The 22,357-nt window shown below is 53.7% G+C and carries 23 protein-coding genes; 16 read left to right on the top strand and 7 right to left on the bottom strand.

What is annotated here, in order from left to right; translation table 11 throughout:
- Positions 1-24 precede the first annotated feature (24 nt).
- Entirely contained in the window at positions 25-1,236 is a 1,212-nt protein-coding gene (gene tyrP, locus P346_RS14770) for a tyrosine transporter TyrP (RefSeq protein WP_032658623.1), read from the bottom strand.
- 229 nt (positions 1,237-1,465) lie between these two features.
- Here tyrP and P346_RS14775 point away from each other — a divergent pair, with 229 nt between their 5' ends.
- Positions 1,466-1,807 carry a hypothetical protein gene (locus P346_RS14775; protein WP_032658622.1) on the top strand — a complete coding sequence of 114 codons (342 nt, stop codon included), beginning with the start codon at positions 1,466-1,468 and terminating at the stop codon, positions 1,805-1,807.
- A 36-nt stretch (positions 1,808-1,843) separates the two neighbouring features.
- Here the strand turns inward: P346_RS14775 and ftnA are convergent, their stop codons facing one another.
- Both ftnA and yecR read right to left on the bottom strand, forming a co-directional pair.
- Complete coding sequence (gene ftnA / locus P346_RS14780) at positions 1,844-2,341, bottom strand: non-heme ferritin (RefSeq protein ID WP_032658619.1); 498 nt, start codon at positions 2,339-2,341, stop codon at positions 1,844-1,846.
- A gap of 204 nt (positions 2,342-2,545) precedes the next feature.
- Positions 2,546-2,884: a YecR family lipoprotein gene (gene yecR, locus P346_RS14785; protein ID WP_029741937.1), complete on the bottom strand. Its 339-nt coding sequence runs from the start codon at positions 2,882-2,884 to the stop codon at positions 2,546-2,548.
- A gap of 234 nt (positions 2,885-3,118) precedes the next feature.
- Here yecR and azuC point away from each other — a divergent pair, with 234 nt between their 5' ends.
- Positions 3,119-3,202 carry a stress response protein AzuC gene (gene azuC, locus P346_RS23165; RefSeq protein ID WP_014884364.1) on the top strand — a complete coding sequence of 28 codons (84 nt, stop codon included), beginning with the start codon at positions 3,119-3,121 and terminating at the stop codon, positions 3,200-3,202.
- A gap of 108 nt (positions 3,203-3,310) precedes the next feature.
- Positions 3,311-3,562 carry a DUF2766 family protein gene (locus P346_RS14790; RefSeq protein WP_032658617.1) on the top strand — a complete coding sequence of 84 codons (252 nt, stop codon included), beginning with the start codon at positions 3,311-3,313 and terminating at the stop codon, positions 3,560-3,562.
- 42 nt (positions 3,563-3,604) lie between these two features.
- Here the strand turns inward: P346_RS14790 and P346_RS14795 are convergent, their stop codons facing one another.
- Positions 3,605-4,948 carry an anaerobic C4-dicarboxylate transporter gene (locus tag P346_RS14795; protein ID WP_032658614.1) on the bottom strand — a complete coding sequence of 448 codons (1,344 nt, stop codon included), beginning with the start codon at positions 4,946-4,948 and terminating at the stop codon, positions 3,605-3,607.
- Between the two features lie 557 nt (positions 4,949-5,505).
- Entirely contained in the window at positions 5,506-6,009 is a 504-nt protein-coding gene (locus P346_RS14800) for a non-heme ferritin-like protein (RefSeq protein WP_023312270.1), read from the bottom strand.
- Positions 6,010-6,797: 788 nt separating this feature from the next.
- On the opposite strand from P346_RS14800, the gene araF reads away from it, so the two are divergent.
- From araF to otsA, 5 genes are all read left to right on the top strand, one after another.
- Positions 6,798-7,787, top strand: coding sequence for an arabinose ABC transporter substrate-binding protein AraF (gene araF / locus P346_RS14805; RefSeq protein WP_003859687.1), 990 nt, complete (start codon positions 6,798-6,800; stop codon positions 7,785-7,787).
- Positions 7,788-7,858: 71 nt separating this feature from the next.
- Positions 7,859-9,373 carry an L-arabinose ABC transporter ATP-binding protein AraG gene (araG, locus tag P346_RS14810; RefSeq protein ID WP_032658612.1) on the top strand — a complete coding sequence of 505 codons (1,515 nt, stop codon included), beginning with the start codon at positions 7,859-7,861 and terminating at the stop codon, positions 9,371-9,373.
- 14 nt (positions 9,374-9,387) lie between these two features.
- Complete coding sequence (araH, locus tag P346_RS14815) at positions 9,388-10,374, top strand: L-arabinose ABC transporter permease AraH (RefSeq protein ID WP_023312268.1); 987 nt, start codon at positions 9,388-9,390, stop codon at positions 10,372-10,374.
- Between the two features lie 176 nt (positions 10,375-10,550).
- Complete coding sequence (gene otsB, locus P346_RS14820; protein WP_032658609.1) at positions 10,551-11,354, top strand: trehalose-phosphatase; 804 nt, start codon at positions 10,551-10,553, stop codon at positions 11,352-11,354.
- A complete protein-coding gene (gene otsA / locus P346_RS14825) occupies positions 11,329-12,753 on the top strand; it encodes an alpha,alpha-trehalose-phosphate synthase (protein ID WP_029741334.1) in 1,425 nt (474 codons plus the stop codon). Before otsB ends, otsA begins: the two co-directional genes overlap by 26 nt.
- Before the next feature lie 15 nt (positions 12,754-12,768).
- Here otsA and uspC read toward each other — a convergent pair whose 3' ends face one another.
- Positions 12,769-13,197, bottom strand: a complete 429-nt coding sequence (uspC, locus tag P346_RS14830; protein WP_023312265.1) for a universal stress protein UspC — start codon at positions 13,195-13,197, stop codon at positions 12,769-12,771.
- 794 nt (positions 13,198-13,991) lie between these two features.
- Between uspC and flhD the strand changes: the two genes are divergently transcribed.
- The 6 genes from flhD (at position 13,992) to cheW (ending at position 19,424) form a co-directional block, all read left to right on the top strand.
- Positions 13,992-14,342: a flagellar transcriptional regulator FlhD gene (gene flhD / locus P346_RS14835; RefSeq protein WP_023336137.1), complete on the top strand. Its 351-nt coding sequence runs from the start codon at positions 13,992-13,994 to the stop codon at positions 14,340-14,342.
- Between the two features lie 2 nt (positions 14,343-14,344).
- Entirely contained in the window at positions 14,345-14,923 is a 579-nt protein-coding gene (gene flhC / locus P346_RS14840) for a flagellar transcriptional regulator FlhC (protein WP_013096051.1), read from the top strand.
- Positions 14,924-15,046: 123 nt separating this feature from the next.
- The gene (gene motA, locus P346_RS14845) at positions 15,047-15,934 is read left to right on the top strand and encodes a flagellar motor stator protein MotA (RefSeq protein ID WP_008500417.1); all 888 of its coding nucleotides are present in this window, start codon (positions 15,047-15,049) and stop codon (positions 15,932-15,934) included.
- Entirely contained in the window at positions 15,931-16,860 is a 930-nt protein-coding gene (gene motB / locus P346_RS14850) for a flagellar motor protein MotB (protein WP_032658606.1), read from the top strand. Before motA ends, motB begins: the two co-directional genes overlap by 4 nt.
- 4 nt (positions 16,861-16,864) lie before the next feature.
- A complete protein-coding gene (cheA, locus tag P346_RS14855) occupies positions 16,865-18,901 on the top strand; it encodes a chemotaxis protein CheA (protein ID WP_032658604.1) in 2,037 nt (678 codons plus the stop codon).
- Between the two features lie 19 nt (positions 18,902-18,920).
- On the top strand, positions 18,921-19,424 hold the full coding sequence (gene cheW / locus P346_RS14860; protein WP_023312262.1) for a chemotaxis protein CheW: 504 nt from the start codon (positions 18,921-18,923) through the stop codon (positions 19,422-19,424).
- Positions 19,425-19,520: 96 nt separating this feature from the next.
- On the opposite strand, the gene P346_RS14865 is transcribed toward cheW, so the two are convergent.
- Positions 19,521-20,780, bottom strand: a complete 1,260-nt coding sequence (locus P346_RS14865) for a dicarboxylate/amino acid:cation symporter (RefSeq protein WP_032658602.1) — start codon at positions 20,778-20,780, stop codon at positions 19,521-19,523.
- Positions 20,781-21,209: 429 nt separating this feature from the next.
- Here P346_RS14865 and P346_RS14870 point away from each other — a divergent pair, with 429 nt between their 5' ends.
- Both P346_RS14870 and P346_RS14875 read left to right on the top strand, forming a co-directional pair.
- Complete coding sequence (locus P346_RS14870; RefSeq protein ID WP_023312260.1) at positions 21,210-21,782, top strand: Csu type fimbrial protein; 573 nt, start codon at positions 21,210-21,212, stop codon at positions 21,780-21,782.
- Positions 21,783-21,793: 11 nt separating this feature from the next.
- Positions 21,794-22,342, top strand: coding sequence for a Csu type fimbrial protein (locus tag P346_RS14875; protein WP_032658599.1), 549 nt, complete (start codon positions 21,794-21,796; stop codon positions 22,340-22,342).
- Positions 22,343-22,357: the final 15 nt, after the last annotated feature.

Raw genomic sequence — 22,357 nt, 5'->3', positions numbered from 1 at the left:
GGCTGATGATAGCCCCTTTTTTATTTATCCCACTTCCGGCAGCATCCCGGCTGCAATCAACACCTGCACCAGAATGATTACCACCCCACAGCCAAACACAACGCACAGCAGCGGTTTTCCGCCCGCCACGCGATATCCCTGCTGAGGATGCTGCTGACGGCTTTTCCATGCCAGCAGGGAAGGGAGGAGGAGGGCAAGGATCGACAGCGCTACCCCTGCGTACCCCAGCGCCATCACAAACCCGCGTGGGTAAAACAGCGCAAAAGCGAGCGGCGGCAGGAAGGTGATTGCGCCTGTCTGCAACCGTCCAGCCGCGGTATTGCGGCGCTGGAACAGGTCGGCCAGGTAATCAAACAGGCCGAGCGCCACGCCCAGGAACGAGGTTGCCAGCGCCAGGTCGGCAAACAGGTGTACCGCCAGCTCCACGTGCGGGGAGGTGACGACCTCGCGCAGTGCCAGCAGAAAACCGTTCAGGCCAGCGTGTTGCGCCATCAGCCCAATAAAGGTTGAGGAGTCAATGCTGCCCAGCGTCACCAGCTGCCAGAAAATATAGGCGATCAGCGGGATCGCGCTGCCGATAACAAAGACGCGGCGCAGCTTGCGGATATCGCCGTTCATATAGCTGACGATACTCGGCACGCTGCCGTGGAAGCCAAACGAGGTGAAAATGACCGGTATCGCGGAGAGCGCGAGCCCTTTTTCCAGCGGCAGCGTCAGCAGGTTGACCTTGTGCACGTGCGGCGCCAGCAGCACCAGCATGATAATCAGGAAGAGAATTTTGGCGCTGAACAGAAAGCGGTTAAACAGATCGACCAGCGATGTGCCCACGCAGACAACGCCGCCGCCGATGAGCGCAAAGAAAATTGCCCCCGTCGCCGGGGTAATGTCAGAGCCAAACCAGTCGTTGACGCTGGAGGCGATGAGTTCCCCGGCGCCGCTGATATAGGCTGCGGTCAGGGCGTACATCAGGAACATCATGCTAAAGCCGGTTATCCACTGACCGTAGCGTCCCAGATAGCGCGCCGCAAGCGAACCCAGACCGGTATCGGCGGGCACGTGCTGGTAAACCTCAAGCAGCAACAGGGCGGTGTAGCACATCAGCGCCCAGAGCGTGCCCAGCAGCAGCAGGGTCATGCCAAATCCCACGCCCGCGGCTGCCAGCGGCATTGCCAGCATTCCTGCGCCAATCGTCGTTCCGGCGACGATAAAAATACTTCCCAGGGTTCTGTTTTTCACGCTTTCCTCTACAACGATGCTTAACCGCGACAAAATCTGCGGCGCAGAGTAAGGGAAAAGCCTTAGTTCGTCAAATCACCGTTACAAGCAGTGTAATGAATACTTTACGAATTACTGACCCTCTGATCCTTTTTAGGCGGATGCCTACTTCATAAGGACAATGTTGCTGGGCGACATTCCGGCGTAACGTAAACAATAAATATAAATTATCAAATTAAGTGAGGGTTTTATGACAGGGGAGAATCCCTTCACCGCGGCATGGAGCCGGGGAGGTAACCTGTTGTGCCATGGTCACTGGATAATCAGCTGGCAGAACCAACCCCTGATACTTCCCGAGCCCCGCCGCGAAAAGGATATGGGCACCTGGGCAATCTATTCGGTTATCGATCCTGAAGACGAAACCTTTGCACAAGGCTTACAGGAAGATGAGTGGATTATTGAGAATGTCGAGTGGTTAACGGATATGTTCTTCGAAGTGGGTATTCCGCTGGAGAGCTCCAGCTACCGCTATTTTTACCAGGCCGTGAATCCCCATGACTGGCGCTGCACCAGCTGTGCAGGGTGTATGTAAATTAACGCGGTGCCGGAAACCGGCACCGCGCTGAAATTAATTCTGCGTATGAAGAGTGGAAAGTTCTTTATCAATAAAGTAAAGACCTTCGCCGGATTTCCCCACCAGAGATAATTTATCCAGTACGGATTTAAACAGCTTCTCTTCTTCGTGTTGCTCAGCGACGTACCACTGCAGGAAATTAAAGGTTGGATAATCCTGGCTGGTCATTGCGGCATGAACCAGTTCGTTAATTTTCTGCGTGATCAGTTGCTCGTGCTCGTAGGTGGCGCGGAACAGCTCATCGAGAGAATTATACTCGGCAAAAGGTGAAGCCACGGTTTCAATGCGCGGCAGGCTGCCCGTATCCGTAAGATAATCAAACAGACGCTGCATGTGGGTCATCTCTTCCTGAGCGTGACGACGCAGAAACGCGGCCGCACCTTCGAAGCTGTGATAGCTGCACCAGGCGCTCATCTGCTGGTAGAGCAGGGATGAAAAAAGCTCAAGGTTCATTTGCGCGTTGAGCTTGTCGATCATTTCAGTTTTCAGCATGGTGACGCTCCGGATTATTATTTCTGGTTCACAATGAGCGACACTATAATTTGTTATTTAATTATTTGCAAAACGTAAAATTTTTATTTTATTTATTTAAAATACGAATGGGAATAAAACGCATTGGCGATTTTTATAATTTATTAATGAGAATTGTTTTTGTTCGTAATGAAATAAACTGCCAGCAAACGCTGGCAGCGTGGATTAATACCAGGGGTTATTTGACTTAGGGTTAACGGCGTAACCCATACATTTATACTGGATAGTCACGCTCTCGTTCAGGCACAAAGAGCCGCTCGTCAGGGTACAGGTTTTGATGGGCTGGCCATAGGCTGAGGCGGTGGCATACCCCATGCTCTGACACGCTTTTGCCGCCGTGCCGTTGTTCACATACTCATCCGAATACGCATTTTGCAGCGCTGCCTGGCCGTAGTCGAGGCGGACGATGCCGTTCGGCGCGTCGCGGCTGCTGACTTCAGCCTGGCGGTTGATACTACACCCCGCGAGCAGCAGGATTGTGCCGGCTACAATGACTCTTTTCATGGTTCGCTCTGAGTGGATGGAAATACCTTATCGTACCCGCAGATGCCCGCTGCAATGCCTGGAATAGCCGGACAATCTGCCCTCACTCTTCGCAACGGGTCAGAGGTGAGCGCTTTCAGTCCATACCGCAAGAAAAATGTGATGAGAGTCACAAAAATATTGATTTTTGTGACGATGGTCATATTATAAGCACGTTGACAATAAAGTTGTATAACAAGTTAATGGAGCATCATCGTGAAACTGCGCAAAATCCTGAAAAGCATGTGGGCCAATTACTGCCGCACGTTCAAAGACGTGCCGCCGGGCGCCATGTTCTGATAAAAAAAACCTGCTTCGGCGGGTTTTTTTGTACCTGCAGGCGATGAAGGGAAGATGTCAGGGGGCGTGTTTTGCTACTATGGCGGCCTTTAAATAAGGAGAAAACCCATGTCACAAAACCTGAGCGCCGATCAGGAACTGGTCTCTGACGTTGTCGCCTGTCAGCTGGTTATCAAACAAATCCTCGATGTTCTGGACGTGATTGCGCCGGTTGAAGTGCGCGAGAAGATGTCTACGCAGCTGAAAAACATCGATTTCGCCAGCCATCCTGCTGCCGCTGACCCGATTACGCTTCGTGCGATCCAGAAAGCCATCGCGCTGATTGAACTGCGATTCACGCCGCAGGGTGAGTCCCACTAAAGCAGGGGTAGGGGCGACGGCACGTGTCGCCCTTTGATGCGGTTAAAAGAACGTCTGGACCAGCAGGTAGCTCGCCGCGCACGCGCAGCTTACCCCAATCAGCCCCGGCAGAATAAAGCTGTGGTTGATGATAAATTTGCCGATGCGGGTGGTGCCTGAGCGGTCAAAGCCGATGCAGGCCAAATCACTGGGATAGGTCGGCAGGACAAAATAGCCGTATGACGCCGGGAAAAAGGCGATCAGCATTTTCGGGTCGATGCCGAGCATGAGGCCCATTGGCGCAACGGCCGTCAGCGCAGCCGCCTGGCTGTTCACCAGTTTTGACACCAGAAACAGCACGATGGCATACGTCCACGGGTGGCTTTTCACCACGCCTTCCAGCGCCAGCTTTAACTCATCGAGATGCGCCTGGAAAAAGGTATCGCTCATCCACGCCACGCCGAACACCGAGAAGATCGCGACCATACCGGCCTTGAACACCGCGCCGTTGGAAATGGCCGACGCATTGACCTTACAGGCCATCAGCATCACTGCGCCCGCAATTAGCATCATCATCTGAATGACAAGGTTCATCGACAGCGCCGTCATTTTGCCTTTCACCTCAAAGGCGGGGCGCAGCTCAGGGAATGCCCCCAGCAAAACGACCACGGCAATACCGGTAAAGAAAATCCAGGTGGACCAGTAGGCCTGTTTAGGGAAACGCTGATTCATTAACGTCTCCGTTCCGCCGTAGATAAACTCGCGCTGCTTAGGATCTTTCAGCTTTTCCTGAAACTCTATGTCGTCAGCCAGATCTTTCCCACGGCGTAAACTCCACAGGGCCGCAATGGCCACGCCGAAAAGCGAAGCGGGAACCGACACGGCGAGAATTTCCAGGATCCCCCACGCGTGACCGATTCCATGCTGGGCCGCAAGGATAGACACCAGCGACACGACGGCAACGGAAACGGGGGAAGCCGTAATCGCCATTTGTGATGCCACCGAGGCCACGGCCATGGGGCGCTCCGGGCGGATCCCTTTTTTCAGGGCGATATCCGCAATGATGGGGAACATGGTGTAGACCACGTGCCCGGTGCCGCACAGAAAGGTCAGCATCCAGGTGGTGAAAGGCGCGAGCAGGGTGATGTGCTGCGGGTGTTTGCGCAGCAGGCGTTCAGCAAACTGCATCATGACGTTGAGGCCGCCGGCAGTCTGTAGCGTAGCCGCACAGCCAATCACCGCGAGGATGGTCAGCATAACGTCTACGGGCGGCTTACCCGGTTGCAGACCAAAGACAAAACATAAAATAAAAAGACCAATACCGCTGATTAACCCAAGCCCCATACCGCCGAAACGCGTACCCGTCAGCAGGCAGAGGAGAATGACAACAAACTCAATGGTGATCATGATGCTCCCTCGTCAATGATTATGTAACTAAATAAATCATCACACGTTGTGTGGTTAATCATTGGGAGCCAGATCTGATTTGTTAAATTTCAGCAAAAGCAGAAGGTTGGAGATGGGAAAGGGACGTTATCTCGTATGGGACGTAAATCCACATTCAACAGCGATTCAAAGTGTTTTAATAATATTAAAAGCTAACAGCGACGCCCTGGTCCGGCTGTAAATCGCCGAAGCGTTTCCGTAAGGCCGGGTCGAGGCGCAGGGATGCGCCGAGAGGGCGTGGCCTGCAGGGATGCAGGCTCATGCCCGACCCGATAGCCTGAAGGAATAAGCTGAGGGCACCGCGAAGCGGCGATTTACCGCCGGGAGCCCGGGTTGCCAGGGTGGTGGCGATTGAGCCACCCTGGCACGTTCACCGGTTATGTCGTTACAGAGTAGCAAGGAACATAAAGTGAACGGAATGACCACTACAGCCGTATATTCCCCTCACCCTAACCCTCTCCCCAGAGGGGCGAGGGGATTATTTCGTGCCTTACCCCGTGCAGGAGCAAATTAAAAACTCAGTGGTGCTGCACCGCCACAATGTCGAGCAGATGACGGTCGGTTTGCTCAGGACATAAACCCGCCTGCTGGGCATTATGGATCTCATCCGCCAGCGTCTTCAGCAGCATGCCATCCTGCTGCTGCTCTTTGTCCATATCGCGTAAGAATTTGAGCGTCGTGATATCCTGCTGCGCTTTGGCTTCATCGGCCAGCTTGCTGAGCGTGCTGCAGCGTTGCTCATACTCTTCAAGCGTTTTCTGGAACAGTTCTTCCAGGCAAGAGTAGTTTTCATTGATCCCATCAAGGGCTTTAACGACAGGATTTGCCCCTGCGGCTTTCAGAAAGTTAAAGACACGCATCATATGGGTGACGTTACTTTGCGCCTGCGAGCGAAAAAATGTGGCAGACCCCGTGAGGCTATTCTCGGCACACCACGCGCTTAAGTGAAGGTGCAGGTTCGAGGCGTAGAACTCAAGGTTCATCTGCGCGTTAAGTTTTTGCATCATCGTTTGGGTAGCCATACTCATATCCTTATTGACTGTGGGACGTGATGTCCGTTGCTTAACCTGAGCGCCAGGCAAATACGAAGAAAAGAGCAGAAATAGACATTCTGCCGCGACCGAAGCCGACCGAAATTCACTTCCTGTGTTCGATATAAATAAGCATACCCTTGTATTGGGTCTAAGAAAACTCTTAATCAGGCTGTATTTACCATACATTACAAAGCTTAATATAGTACAGAAATCCAATTAGCTCGCCATGAATTGAATTCGACTTAATGGACTAATAATTAACGATTTTTAACGATAGGGTGCACTGTTACTCTCTCGGAAATATTAAGTTGGAATATTACTCCGGAAAAAAGAGAAATACGGTTTAATCGTTTCGAATATATGATGTGCCAATAAAATTGCGCTAAATCAAATTCTGCGGAATAACGTATTTTCAGGTGCGTCGTACATTCTTGATGAAAAAGATGTTGAACCCGTTTAACGCCAGAAGCCGTTTTGCCCGCTGAGTGGCATCAGGGATATCTTGGCTAATCTTATGGATAATTCTGCTTAACCCCTTTCTATTTGTCTGACAAATCCTGCCTTTTTTATGTCATTTTTCGCTGAATTTATGTACGCAATTACTGTAATTCTGCGGTGTGATGGGGCTCTCTTATGGATGATTAATTTCCCGCTAAAACTATCACCAGCAATAACGCTTATGACGAGGTAAGCGCTAATGCCTTGTTTTAAGTCCGATTAAATAAGAAGCACGCACTTATTCCCTACAGAAAAGAATGTTAAAGCTGGAGTTTACCATGCACAAATTTACTAAAGCGCTGGCGGCCATCGGTCTGGCTGCCGTTATGTCACAATCCGCTATCGCTGAGAATTTAAAACTCGGTTTTTTGGTAAAACAGCCCGAAGAGCCCTGGTTCCAGACCGAGTGGAAATTCGCAGATAAAGCCGGGAAAGATTTAGGTTTTGAAGTGATTAAAATCGCCGTGCCTGACGGTGAAAAAACCCTGAACGCCATCGACAGCCTGGCGGCCAGCGGTGCAAAAGGATTCGTTATCTGTACCCCGGATCCAAAGCTGGGATCGGCAATCGCGGCGAAAGCGCGCGGTTACGATATGAAGGTCATCGCGGTTGACGATCAGTTCGTTAACGCCAAGGGCAAGCCGATGGACACCGTCCCGCTGGTCATGATGGCGGCGACCAAAATCGGCGAACGCCAGGGCCAGGAACTCTATAAAGAGATGCAAAAGCGCGGCTGGGATGTCAAAGAGACCGCGGTAATGGCTATCACGGCTGACGAGCTGGACACCGCGCGTCGTCGTACTACCGGTTCAATGGATGCGCTGAAAGCGGCCGGCTTCCCTGAAAAACAGATCTATAAAGTCCCAACCAAATCCAACGATATCCCGGGCGCTTTCGACGCCGCGAACTCTATGCTGGTCCAGCATCCGGAGGTCAAACACTGGCTGGTGGTCGGCATGAACGACAACACCGTGCTGGGCGGGGTGCGCGCGACGGAAGGCCAGGGCTTCAAAGCGCCTGACGTGATCGGGATTGGCATCAACGGCGTTGACGCCGTCAGCGAGCTGTCCAAAGCGCAGGCTACCGGCTTCTACGGTTCTCTGCTGCCGAGCCCGGACGTTCACGGCTACAAATCCAGTGAGATGCTCTACAACTGGGTAACCAAAGGGGCCGAACCGCCGAAATTTACCGAAGTGACCGACGTGGTGCTGATTACCCGCGACAACTTCAAAGAGGAGCTGGCGAAAAAAGGGCTGGGCGGTAAGTAATACGCTGTGATTGTGCCCCTCATGCATCGTGAGGGGCCAGACGTACACACTACAGGAATCACGGAGACGTTATGCGACAGTCTGATCCGTATCTCTCTTTTCGCGGCATCGGGAAAACTTTTCCTGGTGTTAACGCGCTGACCGATATCAGCTTCGACTGCTATGCCGGCCAGGTTCACGCCCTGATGGGGGAAAACGGTGCGGGGAAATCCACGCTGTTGAAGATCCTCAGCGGCAACTACGCGCCTACGACCGGCACGCTGGCTATTCGCGGCGAAGAGGTGGCGTTTGCCGATACCACGGCGGCGCTTAATGCCGGGGTGGCGATCATCTATCAGGAGCTGCACCTCATTCCTGAGATGACCGTGGCGGAAAACATCTATTTAGGACAGCTCCCGCACAAAGGCGGCGTGGTAAATCGTTCGCTACTTAATTATGAAGCGGGGCTGCAGCTTAAACATCTGGGACTGGACGTCGATCCCCAGACGCCGCTGAAATATCTCTCCATCGGCCAGTGGCAGATGGTTGAAATTGCCAAGGCGCTGGCGCGTAACGCCAGAATTATCGCCTTCGATGAGCCCACCAGTTCGCTCTCTGCGCGTGAAATAGAAAATCTGTTCCGCGTGATCCGCGAATTGCGTCAGGAAGGCCGTACGATTTTGTATGTCTCGCACCGCATGGAAGAGATATTTGCCCTGAGCGACGCCATCACCGTCTTTAAAGATGGGCGCTATGTGCGCACCTTTACCGACATGCAGCAGGTTAACCATGACCAGCTTGTTCAGGCGATGGTCGGACGCGAGCTGGGTGATATTTATCACTGGCAGCCGCGTCAGTACGGCCCTGAACGCCTGCGCCTGGACAGCGTCAAAGCGCCGGGCGTGCGCACGCCGATTTCGTTATCCGTTCGCAGCGGCGAAATTGTCGGCCTGTTTGGTCTGGTGGGGGCGGGGCGCAGTGAATTAATGAAAGGCCTGTTCGGCGGAACCCGTATTACCGAAGGGCAGGTATCTATTGACGGTGAACGGGTCGATATCCAGAAACCGGCCCACGCGATCAGGGCGGGCATGATGCTCTGCCCGGAAGACCGTAAAGCAGAGGGGATTATTCCGGTGCATTCGGTACGCGACAACATCAATATTTCAGCTCGCCGCAAGTTTATTCGCGCAGGCTGCCTGATAAACGATGGCTGGGAGTCGAGCAATGCCGACCATCATATTCGCTCGCTGAATATCAAAACGCCGGGTCCGGAACAGCTGATCATGAATCTGTCAGGCGGAAACCAGCAGAAGGCGATTTTAGGCCGCTGGCTGTCGGAAGATATGAAGGTCATTTTGCTGGATGAGCCGACGCGCGGTATCGATGTGGGGGCAAAACACGAGATTTATAACGTGATCTATGAGCTGGCAAAACGCGGCGTGGCGGTGCTCTTCGCCTCCAGCGATCTGCCGGAGGTGCTTGGCGTGGCCGACCGCATTGTGGTGATGCGTGAAGGCGAAATTGCCGGTGAATTACTTCATGAACAGGCGAATGAACAACAGGCGTTGAACCTCGCCATGCCTAAAGTCAGCCAGGCTGTCGCCTGAGTAAGGAGTTAATGATGTCCTCTGTTACTACATCCGGAGCGCCGAAGTCGAAGTCGGCGCTGAGTTTTGGACGTATCTGGGATCAGTACGGCATGCTGGTGGTCTTTGCCGCACTGTTCCTCGCCTGCGCGATCTTTGTTCCTAACTTTGCCACCTTCATTAATATGAAGGGGCTGGGGCTGGCCATTTCCATGTCCGGGATGGTGGCCTGCGGGATGCTGTTCTGTCTGGCCTCCGGCGATTTTGACCTGTCGGTGGCGTCGGTGATTGCCTGTGCGGGCGTCACGACGGCAGTGGTAATCAACATGACGGAGAGCCTGTGGATTGGCGTTCTCGCCGGTCTGCTACTCGGCGTCATCAGCGGTCTGGTGAACGGGTTTGTTATCGCGCGCCTGAAGATTAACGCCCTGATCACCACGCTTGCGACGATGCAAATTGTCCGCGGGCTGGCCTATATCATCTCCGACGGTAAAGCGGTGGGGATTGAAGACGAGCGCTTCTTTACCCTGGGTTACGCCAACTGGCTGGGTCTGCCTGCGCCAATCTGGCTGACCGTGGCCTGCCTGATCCTGTTCGGCTTCCTGCTCAACCGGACCACCTTTGGCCGCAATACGCTGGCGATTGGCGGTAACGAAGAAGCCGCTCGCCTGGCCGGGGTGCCGGTGGTGCGAACCAAGATTATTATCTTTGTGCTCTCAGGGCTGGTTTCTGCCGCCGCGGGGATTATTCTTGCGTCGCGCATGACCAGCGGCCAGCCGATGACCTCTATTGGTTACGAGCTGATCGTCATTTCGGCCTGCGTTTTAGGGGGCGTTTCCCTCAAGGGCGGCATCGGAAAAATCTCATATGTGGTGGCCGGTATCCTGATTTTGGGCACCGTAGAGAACGCCATGAACCTGCTGAATATTTCGCCGTTCTCGCAGTACGTCGTGCGTGGTCTGATCCTGCTGGCAGCCGTGATTTTCGACCGTTACAAGCAAAAAGCGAAGCGTACCGTGTAACTCCAGCGCTGTATTTTTATTGCACAACTATTAACCTTAGTTGACCCCTGAACCGCCCCGCCAGTTTTGCTGGCGGGGCGGTTGTCAAATGGCGAGCGACGTCACACTGTCTATACTTACATGGCTATGAAAGAGGTAAAGGCGTTTACCTCTCGTAAACCGTAAGGAGGATAAGGGTGGCTGACATGTTAACCGCACCGCCTGTACTGCCCGGAAAATATGCTTTCTTTTTTGACCTCGACGGGACACTCGCCGGGATCCAGCCGCATCCTGACGACGTGGTCGTACCGGATACGGTGCTAGAGAATTTGCAGCAGCTCTCCAGACTGAACGAGGGCGCATTGGCATTGATTTCAGGGCGCTCAATGGCCGAGCTGGACGTGCTCGCCAGTCCTTACCACTTTCCGCTAGCCGGTGTACACGGAGCGGAGCGCCGCGATATCCATGATCAACTGCACGTTGTATCACTTCCTGAGACCTTAATTCAGGCGTTACACACTCAACTCTCCTCGGCGCTTGAGTCGCTTCCGGGCACTGAACTGGAAGCTAAGGGCATGGCTTTCGCCTTACACTATCGGCAGGCACCGCATCACGAGGCGGCAATCTTTGCGATTGCCCGCAGCGTGGCCGATGCACACCCGCAGCTCGCGCTGCAGCCGGGGAAGTGCGTCGTTGAGATAAAACCGGAAGGGATTAATAAAGGTGCTGCTATTGCGGCGTTTATGGCGGAACCGCCATTTAAGGGACGTACACCCGTGTTTTTTGGCGATGACCTGACCGACGAGGCCGGGTTTCGCGTGGTGAATCAGGCCGGAGGGATCGCCGTCAAGGTGGGGCCTGGTGACACCGTTGCCGAATGGCGACTGGCGGATGTCGCCAGCGTCTGGCAGTGGATATCTGACATCGCTAACCAGCAACAACAACAAATAGCGCAAAGCAAAGGGGGAAACCATTATGGGTCGCTTAGTCGTCGTCTCTAACCGAATCGCACCGCCTGACGATAAAAAAGCCAGTGCAGGTGGCCTGGCGGTAGGGGTGTTAGGTGCCTTAAAAGCCGCTGGCGGGCTGTGGTTTGGCTGGAGTGGAGAAATCAGTGAAGAAGAGAAACCGCTCAAAAAGGTGACGCGCGGAAACATTACGTGGGCTTCATTTGCATTGAAAGAGAAAGACTATGACGAGTATTACTCGCAGTTCTCAAATGCCGTCCTGTGGCCTGCGTTCCACTATCGTCTAGACCTGGTCAAATTCCAGCGTGAATCCTTCGAAGGCTACTCGCGCGTGAATGCGCTGCTGGCGGATAAACTGCTGCCATTAATCGAAGAAGACGATATTTTATGGATCCACGATTATCACCTGTTGCCCTTCGCGCGCGAGCTGCGAAAAAGAGGGGTGAATAACCGCATTGGCTTTTTCCTGCACATCCCGTTCCCGACGCCGGAGATTTTTACCGCGCTGCCGCCGCATGAAGAGCTGCTGGAGGCGCTGTGTGATTACGATTTGCTGGGCTTCCAGACCGAAAATGACCGCCTCGCGTTCCTTGACTCCGTGTCAGGTAAAGCGCGTCTGGTGACCAAAGGCGGGAAAACCCATACGGCGTGGGGGAAAACCTTCCACACTGAAGTGTATCCAATAGGGATTGAACCAGACGAAATCGCGGAGCAGGCTTCCGGCCCGCTGCCGCCGAAGCTGGCGCAGCTTAAGAATGAACTCAAGCACGTGAAAAATATCTTCTCGGTTGAGCGTCTTGATTATTCCAAAGGGCTGCCGGAACGCTTCCTGGCGTACGAAACGCTGCTGGATAAATACCCGCAGCATCACGGGAAAATCCGCTATACCCAGATTGCGCCGACGTCGCGCGGTGAGGTTCAGGCCTATCAGGATATTCGCCATCAGCTGGAGACAGAAGCAGGGCGCATTAATGGCCGCTACGGCCAGCTGGGCTGGACGCCGCTGTTTTACCTGAATCAGCACTTTGACCGTAAGATCCTGATGAAGGTCTTCCGCTATGCGGACGTTGGGCTGGTCACGCCGCTGCGCGACGGGATGAACCTGGTGGCGAAAGAGTATGTGGCGGCCCAGGATCCTGCCGACCCGGGTGTGCTGGTGCTTTCCCAGTTTGCCGGGGCCGCAAATGAGCTCACGTCGGCGCTCATCGTTAACCCTTACGACAGGGATGACGTGGCTAACGCGCTGAATCGCGCCCTGACAATGCCGCTCACGGAACGTATTTCCCGCCATGCTGACATGATGGAGACAATCCGGAAGAACGACATTAACCACTGGCAGGCGCGTTTTATTCAGGATCTCCGGGATATCGCTCCGCAAAGTCATGAAGGCGATCTGCAAAAGAAGATCGCGACCTTCCCTAAACTCGCCTGATTTACTGCTGGGGGGCTAATGCCCCCCAAGCGGCACCAACAGCACATCGACCTGGCTCGACGCGACAATAGATTTCGCCGCGCAGGCTGCCCGCGATAAAAAGCTGTGGTTATGGTTCCCGCAAATCACTAAATCAATATTTTGTTTACGACACATATCGAGAATATGGGCATTAAGTTCCCCGGTCGCAATAACGGTTTCATAAACAGGATATTGTGCCTTTTCCACTAATTCGCGCAGAAATTGCTGCGTTTCTTCCTGCAGAACCTCGCGAATATCCTCCAGCATCGGGGCGGCCAGCTGATTATACATCTCTGGCTCTGCGGCGAGCGTAATGAGGCTGATGCGGGCATTGTGGGGTCTGGCGATGGAAACTGCCCGGGCGACGAGCTGATGGCTTTCTGGGGAAACTGCAACGGAAACAAGAAGATGGGAGTAACTCATGGCGCACTCCTTAGGTGTCTGAAAGACAGCGTTTAACCACCTTTACCGCGAAATCCCTGGTTCTGCAAGAGCAGATTACGACATTAGTGTGAAGCTTATCATAATTATTCATTAATTATTCTTATAAGAAGAATAACTGAAAAATGCGCCTAAATGAAAAAAATTAACAACTTAACGTAAATCACACAAATCCACGCTTTGAGTGTTAAATCGTTTTGACCCGTTACAAACTCATTTCGAATGATCACGTCCTGAAACATCTTTTTTGTGCTACCTGCATAACTATATGTTTTTTCACGGTAAGAAAAATGTTTCCCGGAGAGGGGGTTGTTGTAAATGTTTCCGCACGGCGCTTGCGGCGGGAAAAGCACGTTGCATGCCAGTTTGGATCACCCTTCTGCATGAGTATTCGTCGATTAAGAATACAAAACAGTACTGATTGGTTAAAAAACGAACAAATTACAAGTCATACTGATGGATTTATGGGTCATATTCACTTAAATTGTGTGACGTGGATCACATTTTTTTTAAATTTGAGGGTGGCTGGATTGTATGTGGCAAAACTGACGAGTAGAGTTTGCGTCGAATTAGGAAAAATCTTAGTTATTTGTAAGAAATGATAAATCATGTAAGAGACGCATTCGCGGTTTCTCTCTTACGGTTTTAGTGAATACAAACCTAAATTCAACTATGCATTTAGCCTTTTCTTTTTTATACCGGGTGATTTCCCGGCGACATCACGGGGTGCGGTCTTTCCGCATAAAAATAATAGTTGGTTATTCGGGATGGGAACAATGCATACATCCGAGTTGCTAAAACATATCTATGACATCAATTTGTCGTATTTACTGCTCGCGCAGCGTTTGATTAGTCAGGACAAGGCGTCCGCGATGTTTCGTCTGGGTATTAACGAAGAGATGGCAACCATGCTGGGCGGCTTAACCCTCCCGCAGATGGTTAAACTGGCTGAAACGAATCAACTGGTTTGCCAGTTCCGTTTCGATGATTCACAGACAATAACGCGTCTGACGCAGGATTCCCGTGTGGACGATCTTCAACAGATCCATACCGGTATTCTTCTTTCCACTCGCTTGCTTAACGAAATCAGCCAGCCTGATGACGCAGCCCGTAAGAAAAGGGCCTAGCAATGAGCGAGAAAAGCATTGTTCAGGAAGCGCGTGACATACAGTTGGCCATGGAGCTGATTACACTGGGTGCTCGTTTACAAATGCTGGAAAGCGAGACTCAGCTGAGCCGTGGCCGTCTCATAAAACTGTACAAAGAGTTACGTGGTAGTCCCCCGCCGAAAGGCATGCTGCCGTTTTCTACCGACTGGTTTATGACGTGGGAGCAGAATATTCATGCTTCCATGTTCTGTAATGCCTGGCAGTATCTTCTCAAAACCGGTTTGTGCAGCGGCGTTGACGCCGTGATCAAAGCGTACAAACTTTACCTTGAACAATGCCCACAGCAGGAAGAAGGCCCTCTGCTGGCGCTGACCCGCGCATGGACGCTGGTGCGTTTTGTTGAGAGCGGAATGCTTGAACTGTCGCGCTGCAACTGCTGCGACGGCAATTTTATTACCCATGCTCATCAGCCTGCAGGCAGCTTCGCCTGTAGTTTATGTCAGCCTCCATCCCGCGCAGTAAAAAGACGTAAACTTTCCCGGGATGCTGCCGATATTATTCCACAACTGCTGGATGAACAGATCGAACAAGCTGTTTAACCCGAACGTGTGGGAAAGATTCCAGCAGCGGTAAGCAATTACCGCTGCTTTTTTTTACCCCGCAAACGGTAAACGCTGCGAGCTGGACGTCCTTGCCATAGTCACTAGCGGAAGGATGATGTCGTGCTTATCTTATTAGGTTACCTGGTAGTTCTCGGTACAGTTTTCGGCGGTTACATGATGACCGGCGGGCACCTTGGAGCACTCTATCAACCGGCTGAACTTATTATCATCGGCGGTGCAGGGGTAGGGGCTTTTATCGTTGGCAACAACGGTAAATCGATCAAGGGCACGCTGAAAGCGATTCCGTTGCTGTTCCGTCGCTCGAAATACACCAAAAGTATGTATATGGATCTGCTGGCACTGCTCTATCGCCTGATGGCGAAGTCGCGTCAGCAGGGCATGTTTTCGCTTGAACGGGATATTGAAAACCCGAAAGAGAGCGAAATTTTTGCCAGCTATCCGCGAATTCTTGCTGACGCCATGATGCTGGATTTCATCGTCGACTATCTGCGACTCATCATCAGCGGCAACATGAATACCTTCGAAATCGAAGCGCTGATGGACGAAGAGATCGAAACCCACGAGAGCGAATCTGAAGTGCCGGCCAACAGCCTGGCGCTGGTCGGCGACTCGCTTCCGGCATTCGGTATCGTTGCTGCGGTAATGGGGGTGGTTCACGCCCTGGCCTCGGCAGACCGTCCGGCAGCCGAGCTCGGTGCGCTGATTGCCCATGCGATGGTGGGGACTTTCCTCGGTATTTTGCTGGCGTACGGCTTCATCTCTCCGCTGGCAAGCGTTCTGCGCCAGAAGAGCGCGGAAACCACCAAAATGATGCAGTGCGTGAAGATCACGCTGCTCTCTAACCTCAACGGTTACGCGCCACCGATCGCGGTTGAGTTTGGCCGTAAAACGCTTTACTCCAGCGAGCGTCCGTCGTTTATCGAGCTTGAAGAACACGTGCGTGCGGTGAAAAACCCAAACCAACAGACGACAACTGAGGACGCATGAAAAACCAGTCCCATCCGATCGTCATCGTAAAAAAACGCAAGCACAAGGGCGGCGGGCATGGCGCACACGGCTCGTGGAAAATTGCGTACGCCGACTTTATGACCGCAATGATGGCGTTCTTTCTGGTGATGTGGCTGATCTCCATCTCCAGCCCAAAAGAACTGATCCAGATTGCCGAATATTTCCGAACGCCGCTGGCAACGGCGGTGGCCGGTGGGCCGCGTATTTCTAACAGCGAAAGCCCGATCCCGGGCGGCGGCGATGATTACACCCAGCAGAAGGGTGAGGTGAAAAAAGAGCCGAACATCGACGAGCTGAAAAGAAAGATGGAGCAGGCGCGTCTGAAGAAACTGCGTGGCGATCTCGATCAGCTGATTGAAGCGGATCCGAAGCTGCGCGCGCTGCGCCCGCATCTGAAGATCGACCTGGTGCAGGAAGGACTGCGTATACAGATTATCGACAGCCAGAACCGCCCAATGTTTAAAACCGGAAGTGCGGAAGTCGAACCGTACATGCGCGACATTCTGCGTGCCATTGCACCGGTGCTGAACGGCATTCCTAACCGAATCAGCCTGTCAGGACACACGGATGATTTCCCGTACGCCAGTGGGGAGAAGGGATACAGCAACTGGGAGCTTTCTGCCGATCGTGCCAACGCCTCGCGTCGCGAGCTGGTGGTAGGTGGGCTTGATGATGGCAAGGTACTGCGCGTAGTCGGCATGGCCGCAACCATGCGCGTTTCCGACCGCGGGCCGGATGATGCCATCAACCGTCGTATCAGTCTTTTAGTGCTGAACCAGCAGGCGGAGCAGGCCATCCTGCATGAAAACGCCGAAAGTCAGAATGAGTCACTGGACGATTTAAAACAGCCTGGGGCCGTTCCTTCGGCTGCCGTTCCAACATCGCCACCAGCCAATCCGAGGTGATAGCGTGAGCATGGATATTAGCGATTTTTACCAGACATTCTTTGATGAAGCCGACGAATTGTTGGCCGATATGGAGCAACACTTGCTCGATTTGGTGCCCGAAGCACCGGACTCCGAGCAGCTCAATGCCATCTTCCGTGCGGCGCACTCTATTAAAGGCGGAGCCGGAACGTTTGGATTTACCATCCTGCAGGAAACGACCCATTTAATGGAAAACCTGCTTGATGAAGCACGACGCGGTGAGATGCAGCTCAATACCGACATTATCAACCTGTTTTTGGAAACCAAAGATATTATGCAGGAACAGCTCGACGCCTATAAAAGTTCGGCAGAGCCTGATGCCGCCAGCTTTGAATACATCTGCAATGCGCTGCGCCAGCTCGCCCTGGAAGCAAAAGGTGAGGTCGCTGCAGCCGTTGTCCCTGCGGCGAAACTGAGCGTTGTCGATGCGGTTGCTGCCGACGAGGCCGCGCCAGCCGCTGCACAAGCGGGCAAACTGCGCGTTGTGCTGTCACGCCTTAAAGAGAGTGAAGTTAACCTGCTGGAAGAAGAGCTGGGTAACCTGGCGAAATTAAGCAACGTGGTAAAAGGCAAAGACAGCCTTGCCGCGACGCTTGATGACGGTATTGGCCAGGACGATATCGTGGCGGTACTGTGCTTTGTGATTGAAGCAGACCAGATCGCCTTCGAAACCGAAACGGCTGCCGTTGACGTCCCTGCCGCTGCGGAAGAGGTAGCCGTTGTCGCTCAGGCCGCCGCACCGGCTGTGGCTCCTGCGGCTCCGGCGCTGAAGGCAGTGCCAAAAGAGGCCGCTGCGCCTGGCCGTGGTGAAAAACCTGCCGCGCGCTCCAGCGAGTCAACCAGTATCCGCGTTGCCGTAGAGAAGGTTGACCAGCTGATTAACCTGGTGGGCGAACTGGTGATCACCCAGTCGATGCTGGCGCAACGTTCTAACGAACTGGACCCGGTCACGCACGGCGATCTGATCACCAGCATGGGTCAGCTGCAGCGTAACGCCCGCGACCTGCAGGAATCGGTCATGTCCATCCGTATGATGCCGATGGAATATGTCTTCAGCCGCTTCCCGCGTCTGGTGCGCGACCTTGCCAGCAAGCTGAATAAACAGATTGAACTGACCCTGATGGGCAGCTCAACCGAACTGGATAAGAGCCTGATCGAGCGCATTATCGACCCGTTAACGCACCTGGTGCGTAACAGCCTCGACCACGGTATCGAACTGCCGGAAAACCGCATTGCCGCCGGAAAATCCCCGGTCGGCAACCTGATCCTCTCTGCGGAACACCAGGGCGGGAACATCTGCATCGAAGTGACCGATGACGGCGCCGGTCTTAACCGCGAGCGCATCCTGGCAAAAGCGATTTCGCAGGGGATGGCGGTTAATGAAAACATGACCGACGAAGAAGTGGGCATGCTGATCTTCGCGCCGGGCTTCTCTACCGCAGAGCAGGTGACCGACGTGTCCGGACGCGGCGTAGGCATGGACGTGGTGAAACGTAACATCCAGGAGATGGGCGGCCACGTTGAGATCCAGTCTAAGCAGGGTTCCGGCACCACCATTCGCATCCTGCTGCCGCTGACGCTGGCGATCCTCGACGGCATGTCAGTCAAAGTGGCGGACGAAGTCTTTATCCTGCCGCTGAACGCCGTGATGGAATCTCTGCAGCCGCGTGAAGAAGATCTGCATCCGCTGGCGGGCGGCGAGCGCGTCCTTGAAGTGCGCGGTGAGTACCTGCCGCTGGTGGAACTGTGGAAAGTGTTCGAAGTGGACGGGGCGAAGACAGAGGCCACGCAGGGCATCGTTGTGATCCTGCAAAGCGCGGGCCGTCGCTACGCGCTGCTGGTCGATCAGCTGATTGGCCAGCACCAGGTGGTGGTGAAGAACCTCGAAAGCAACTACCGCAAAGTGCCGGGTATTTCTGCCGCCACCATTCTGGGTGATGGTAGCGTGGCGCTGATCGTCGATGTGTCGGCGCTTCAGGGATTAAATCGTGAACAACGTGTGGCGTACACAGCCGCCTGATTAAGTAGAAGGTAATAACATGACCGGTATGAGTAATGTAACGAAACTGGCGGGCGAGCCATCAGGGCAGGAATTCCTGGTATTCACTTTAGGCGATGAGGAGTACGGCATCGATATCCTGAAAGTGCAGGAAATCCGTGGTTACGACCAGGTTACCCGCATCGCTAACACGCCTGCTTTTATTAAAGGTGTCACTAACCTGCGTGGCGTCATTGTGCCAATCGTGGACCTGCGCGTGAAGTTCAGCCAGGGCGACGTTGACTACGACGACAACACCGTGGTGATCGTTCTGAATCTGGGGCAGCGCGTGGTAGGTATCGTGGTGGATGGCGTATCTGATGTGCTTTCCCTGACCTCTGACCAAATTCGTCCTGCGCCGGAGTTTGCGGTCACGCTGTCGACCGAATACCTGACCGGCCTGGGCGCGCTCGGCGAGCGTATGCTGATTCTGGTGAACATTGAGAAGCTGCTGAACAGCGACGAGATGGCGCTGCTGGATATCGCCGCGAGTCACGTAGCATAAAACAAAGCCGGGTGGCGCTGACGCTTACCCGGCCTACGTGTTCGAGCCATTTGTAGGCCGGGTAAGGCGAAGCCGCCACCCGGCTTTTTCATACTGTTACGCTTCCTGCTTTATCAGCTCAGCTTCCGCTTCCCGCGCACCTTCATTCTGCGACAGCATCGCGGTCGCAATACCATTCCCCAGCACGTTAATTGCGGAACGGCCCATATCCAGGAAGTGGTCGATCCCCATCAGCAGCAAAATACCCGCCACCGGAATGTTAAAGCTTGGGATCGTCGCTGCCAGCACCACCAGGGATGAACGCGGTACGCCCGCAATCCCTTTCGACGCCAGCATCAGAGTCAGCATCAGCACCGTCACTTCAGAGAAGCTCAGGTGAATGTTGTACGCCTGAGCGATAAACATCGAGGCGAATGAGCAGTACACCATCGAACCTACCAGGTTGAAGGAGTAGCCAATCGGCAGAACGAAAGAGGCGATGTTGCGCGAGCAGCCGAAGCGCTCCAGCTGCTCCAGCGTTTTCGGGTAGGCGGCTTCAGAGCTGCTGGTGGTAAACGCCACCAGGACCGGATCTTTCAGCATGCTGACCAGGCGAAACACCTCTTTTTTCAGCACCATGTAACCCACGGCCAGCAGCACCATGCAGGTGAGAAGAATGGCAACATAGTAGCCGCCAATAAAGGAGGCGTAGTTCAGCAGAATGCCCAGACCCTGCGTGGCAATGACGGATGAAATCGCTGCGAAAATGGCCAGCGGAGCAACGTACATCACGTAGCCCGTTACCTTCAGCATGATATGGGAAACCACATCCAGCGCGGCCACCAGCGGCGCGTTGAATTTCTGTCCCAGCGACGCGCCGCCGATGCCGAAGAACATCGAGAACACCACAATCTGCAGGATCTCATTGTTCGACATCGCCCCTGCGATACTGGTCGGAATGGTGTGCGACAGGAATGCTTTCAGCGTCATGCCGCCCACGGCCAGACCGGTATCCACCGCTTCTGTCGGAACCGTCAGGTTCAGACCGCTTCCCGGATGCTCCAGCGTGACGATGAACAGGCCAACCAGGATAGAAAGCACGGATGAGCTGATAAACCACACCATCGCTTTGCCGCCAACGCGGCCAATGGTAGAGGTTTCGCCCAGTTTCATAATGCCGACGGTGAGCGTGCTGAAGACCAGCGGTGCAATGACCATTTTGATCAGACGGAGGAAAATATCGGTCAGAAGGGTAATGTTATCCGACCAGGCGGTGATGGCATCCGCAGATGCATACTCATGAATTGCTGCCCCTGAAAGAATACCCGCCAGCATGAATATCACGATGAAGAGTGTGAGTTTGTTTGCACTTGCCACGAAAAAAGACCCTCTATGCGCTTCAGATGTAGCCCGCATCGATACATATAAATTTTTTATTACGATGCGGGAAATTATTCGGCACATAAATTGACGCAAAGCGTAGGGGGATACAACTCCTTTTTAATTTTTATTAATTTTGTTGTTGATGTGTCGACGATATATTGTGATCGATGTCACACTTTAATGGATATATTCTCCTCGGATAGAATGAAATTGCTGCCTGAATTAATTTAACTTTCTGTTATTTATAAGAAAATTGAGTCAATAAGACATATGCCTTATGCGTTATGGGTCAGGTGGTCGAAGCGATATCCGTAAACTAAATTCTCAATAACCCCCTCATAGGAACGTTAAGCGGGGCTAACATCTTGAACGACAAAAATAAAATGTGGCAAGGGAACGGAGACGTCTTCTGGAGGGTGGTAAATGAAAAGAAAACTTCTTTTGATCTGCGCAGGCACCTTACTGGCTGCGACAACGGCTCATCAGGCGCTGGCCGTCACCAGCAGCGGCACCATCGGTGCAACGCTGACGCTGACAAACGGGTGTCTGATTAACGGCTCGCCCGCACAAAGTGGCATTAACTTCGGTACGCTCGATTTCGGTACCCATCCGGCAACCTTTTCCACGCTTACGACGCAGCTGAGCGGCGCCAGCGGCGGAAACACCTTCACCATTCAATGTACGACCGCCAGCTATACGGTCGCGATCACCGGCAATACCCACTCCACCGCGCCCGGCTCCGTTGTCGGTTCGCCGGGTACACCTGAACGCTATCTTGTGAATACGGCCAACGCGGCACAGGGCGTGGCCTACAGCCTGTACAGCGACAGCGGGTTTAACACCGTGATTGCCAATAACGCCGCGCTGCCGATCGCCTCCACGGCGGGCGGGGTGGACAGTTATACCCTCTACGGACGGATTACCGGCGGCGGTAACAGCGTGACGGTCGTCCCGGGAACCTACACCGACACGATTAACGTCAGCGTCACCTACTAGTCCGAACCGCCATGAAGGCATCTCTCACAGGTCTGCGCAAACGCGCAGAGGGACGCGTGCAGCCTTTTTTCGCGCTGATCGTCGGGTTGCTCATGATGCCCGCGGCGGATGCGGTGACTTCCCAGTCGTTTAAGGTCAGCGCGACGATTGTCCCGGGATGCGCGGTGGCTACCGGCAGCGGAGGGCTTCTCGGCACGCTGGATTTTGGCAGCCATAACGGCGTCGAGAGCGCGCCGGTGAGCACCAGCTTTGTGCCAAACGGGGCGTTGTCTATTGCCTGTACGCCAGGCGTGGCGCTGAGCATGAGCATTAATGGCGGTCAAAATTATTCATCCGTTCGCCGCATGAAGCGCGCGAACGGCATCGATATGGTGCCATACCGGCTCTACAGCAGCAGCTCGCTGGCCGCGAACAGCGAAATTGGCGTCAACCAGGCGATAGCGGTGACCTATACCAACAGCAATAACATCGCGCTGCCGCTTTTTGGCGTGGCGCTACTGACCGGGTTTAGCCCGGCGGGAACCTATTCCGATCAGCTCACCGTGACCTTGTCATGGTAATAAAGGGAGAGTGTT

Origin of the sequence: Enterobacter sp. DC1, from assembly GCF_000568075.1 — a bacterium.
GTDB classification, from domain to species: domain Bacteria; phylum Pseudomonadota; class Gammaproteobacteria; order Enterobacterales; family Enterobacteriaceae; genus Enterobacter; species Enterobacter asburiae.
This window is presented reverse-complemented; position numbering and strand designations above follow the sequence as displayed.